Origin of the sequence: Halomonas sp. KX33721 (assembly GCF_001596805.1) — a bacterium.
GTDB classification, from domain to species: Bacteria; Pseudomonadota; Gammaproteobacteria; order Pseudomonadales; family Halomonadaceae; genus Vreelandella; species Vreelandella aquamarina.
Genome location: NZ_LVIA01000104.1, coordinates 1 through 1380, shown reverse-complemented (window position 1 = coordinate 1380; position 1380 = coordinate 1). Strand labels below are relative to the sequence as shown.

At 55.7% G+C, this 1380-nt stretch carries 2 protein-coding genes; one reads left to right on the top strand and one right to left on the bottom strand.

What is annotated here, in order from left to right; translation table 11 throughout:
• Positions 1 to 77: 77 nt before the first annotated feature.
• Positions 78 to 494 (bottom strand): IS200/IS605 family transposase, encoded by a 417-nt coding sequence (tnpA, locus tag A3220_RS16580; RefSeq protein ID WP_044630342.1) that lies wholly within the window; start codon positions 492 to 494, stop codon positions 78 to 80.
• Here tnpA and A3220_RS18100 point away from each other — a divergent pair.
• A partial coding sequence (locus A3220_RS18100) for a transposase (protein WP_252860516.1) occupies positions 387 to 1380 on the top strand: 994 nt, incomplete at its 3' end. The two genes, tnpA and A3220_RS18100, sit on opposite strands and share 108 nt — an antisense overlap.

Here is a 1380-nt window from a genome sequence, read left to right as displayed (position 1 = left end):
CGTTTTTATCGAACATCGCGAAAAACCCCGTACTTCTTCTAGTGCGAGGATGGATAGCGAGGGGCGCGAGAGCGCCCCTAGTCCGGCCTCGATTGTTGCTCAATATACTGTTTGACCATGCTCAGGGGGGCGCCTCCGACACTTCCCGCAAAGTAGCTTGGACTCCACAGCGAGTTCTTCCGGTAGGCGGGCTGCACCAGTTCAGGGTGTAGTAACTTCATCCGCCGGCTGGATACCCCCTTCAAACTATTCACCAGCCTGGATACCGCCACTTTGGGTGGAAAGTTGACAAGCAAATGGACGTGATCGGTTTCACCGTTGAACTCCTGTAGCTCCGCCTCGAAGTCCCGACACACTCGGTCGAAAAGTAATTCGAGGGAGTTGAGATGCGCGCCGGTAAACACCTTGCCCCGATACTTGGTGACGAAGACCAAATGGACGTGGAGTTCAAAAACGCAGTGCCTTCCTGTTCTGATAGCTTGTTTGGTTTCCATAGACCAAGTATATTCGAAGCCATGAAGCAGACCAAGACCCTCAAGGTTCGAGTGAAGGACAAACACGCCGCCGAGCTTAACCGCATGGCCCGCAGCGTGAATTTTGTTTGGAACTACCTCAACGAACTGTCTTCCCGAGCCATTCGGGAGAAAGGTCTGTTTCTGTCTGCCTACGACATGCACCCCTATACCAAGGGTGCTGGCAAGGACCTCGGCCTGCACAGCCAAACGCTGCAATGCATCGCTGCTGAATACGTTGCCCGCCGCAAGCAGTTCAAAAAGCCCCGCTTGAATTGGCGCAAGTCCGGCGGTGTACGCCGCTCACTTGGCTGGATTCCGGTCAATACCGGCGCGGCCAAGTGGAAGAACGGGCAGGTATTTCACAACGGCACCTACTTCAAGGTGTGGGATAGCTACGGCCTGTCGACATACAAGTTCCGTGCCGGCAGTTTCAACGAAGATAGCCGGGGCCGGTGGTATTTCAATGTTGCGGTCGAGGTGGACGTGCAGCCGACGCTTGGGCAGGGCGCCGTTGGCATCGACCTTGGGCTCAAGGATGTGGCCACCTGTAGCGATGGAGGAAGGCTGGAAAACAGCCGCTTCTACCGCCGCATGGAAGACCAGTTGGCGACAGCCCAACGTGCCCGCAACAAGCGGCGGGTAAAAGCTATTCACGCCAAGATCAAGAACCGTCGCCAGGACGCGCAGCACAAGTTTTCCCGGAAACTCGTCAACCAGTACGGCGAAATCGTCGTGGGCGATGTTTCCTCAACCAAGCTCGCGAAGACCAAGATGGCCAAAAGCGTCTACGACGCTGGCTGGTCACAACTGAAAACGATGCTGGAATATAAATGCGCTCACGCAGGCATCGTCTTCAAGGTCGTTC

Bases quoted from the DNA above. Each gene is read 5' to 3' on its own strand.
- tnpA (WP_044630342.1), bottom strand. From the start codon at position 494: ATGGAAACCAAACAAGCTATCAGAACAGGAAGGCACTGCGTTTTTGAA.